The 1,228-nt window shown below is 54.5% G+C and carries 1 protein-coding gene; it reads right to left on the reverse strand.

The genetic code is table 11. From position 1 onward, the window contains the following. Nucleotides 1–130: 130 nt before the first annotated feature. Nucleotides 131–976 carry a carbohydrate ABC transporter permease gene (locus PAT3040_RS30315; protein WP_108995614.1) on the reverse strand — a complete coding sequence of 282 codons (846 nt, stop codon included), beginning with the start codon at nucleotides 974–976 and terminating at the stop codon, nucleotides 131–133. Nucleotides 977–1,228: the final 252 nt, after the last annotated feature.

Here is a 1,228-nt window from a genome sequence, read left to right on the forward strand (position 1 = left end):
CAGCAGCGCGGCCATGATCAGCCCGCCTAACGGTCGAACCATGTTGCAATTCCCCCCTTTCGGGCATGGTTCATATGCGCACGCAATGCCTCGTTCGCATGTGCAAGACGACATGCCCTTTCGCCGCCGTTCACCCTTTCAGTCCGCCTGCGACCGTGTTTTCGATCAAGGTTTTCTGGAACAGGCTGTATACGATCAGGATGGGCACGGTCGCCACGATCATCGCCGCGAACATTTTGGGCCAATCCGCCGCATACGCCTGTTCCAATACGATTTGGCGCAGTCCTAGCGCCAGCGTGAACTTATCCTTATCCGCCAGGAACATCCACGGCGTGAAATAATCGTTCCACAAGCCGATGCCCGTAATAATCGAGACGGCGCCAAGGGCCGGCATCGCTTGCGGAATCATGATCTTCGCGAACACCTGCCAATCGCTTGCCCCATCGACGAACGCCGCCTCCGCATAACTCCAGGATACGCCGAGGAAAAAGCCGTACAATACGATAAAATTAAGGCCAAGCCCGCTGGAATAAAGCAGAATAATGCCAAAATGGGTATTGTACAGACCCGTTTCGTTCATGAATTTGTACAAAGCCGAGATGGAACCGATCGCCGGAATCAGCATGACGGAAATCGCCGTTATATAGATCACGCGTTTGAGCTTGAAATCGTATTTGGCGACGATGTAGGAAGCCATGGCGGCGGAAAGGACCGAGATGGCCGTGCCGATGACGGTCAGTTTGATGCTGTTCCAGAAATAGGTGACCATATTGTATTCATTCCATACCTTCGCATAGTTGCTGACCATCCATTGCTGGGGCAGCGACCATACGCCGCCTTCGGCAAAAAACTCCCGATTCGTTTTGAACGAATTGTATAGCGTCCATAGAAACGGAAAGATCAGACTGAGCGCGTACAATACGAACAATACGAAAAACAAGCCGATGACTGCCTTCTGCAACTTCGTGCGCTTCATCACGTATCACACCTTGCTTCATTATTGCGGCTGCCGCTTGCGCGCAAACATCGTGTCGCCAGCGGCAACCGTCGGCGTACGGGCCGTTTATTTCTTCGCCGAATTGCGGCGCACGGCGATGACCGCGATGACTACGACCGCCAGGCCGGCAACGGCAAGAATGATGTACAATAGCGACCGATCGTTGTCCGAATCTTCCGCCTCCGTCGGCTCGTCGGTTGCCGCCGGCGTTTCTTCGCCCGCGGCAGGCGG

The organism is Paenibacillus agaridevorans (assembly GCF_003112455.1).
Taxonomy (GTDB): domain Bacteria; phylum Bacillota; class Bacilli; order Paenibacillales; family Paenibacillaceae; genus Pristimantibacillus; species Pristimantibacillus agaridevorans.